Genomic DNA, 410 nt, shown 5'->3' on the forward strand with positions numbered 1-410 from the left:
GTCATCGGCTCGGGTACGTAGACGATATCGTCGCGCGAACCCAGGGCCACCAGCAGTTGCGTGGTGGTGGTTTTCCCCATCCCGTGGGGACCGTCTATATAAACCCGCAGTAGCGTGGGCATTTTCTGCTCCGGGCGGACTTCCGTGGCTTCTTGCTGCCGGCGAGGGCGCAACGCCGTACGTCGGTTGCTATGGCCGCGAGAACGCGCAGCCTGGTCGAACGCAGACGCGTGCTGATGGCCGGGGTACGAAGCCATACGCGCTTCTACAAGGCGCTGGCCGAAGAGGTGCGGGAGTTTCACGCCACCAAGATCTGCGGCACGCTGTTGACGCTGTTAAGCGGGTCGCTGCAGGGTCGCTCGGTGTTCGAGGCCACACGCGTCACCTTAATATGCGAAGTGGACCTGGGA

The 410-nt window shown here is 62.9% G+C and carries 1 protein-coding gene; it reads left to right on the top strand.

All coding sequences use genetic code 11. From position 1 onward, the window contains the following. Window positions 1-191: 191 nt before the first annotated feature. Window positions 192-410 (top strand): hypothetical protein (locus D7W81_RS44695; protein ID WP_147445866.1); only part of this gene is annotated, 219 nt, incomplete at its 3' end.

Origin of the sequence: Corallococcus aberystwythensis, from assembly GCF_003612165.1 — a bacterium.
In the GTDB taxonomy this organism is placed as follows: domain Bacteria; phylum Myxococcota; class Myxococcia; order Myxococcales; family Myxococcaceae; genus Corallococcus; species Corallococcus aberystwythensis.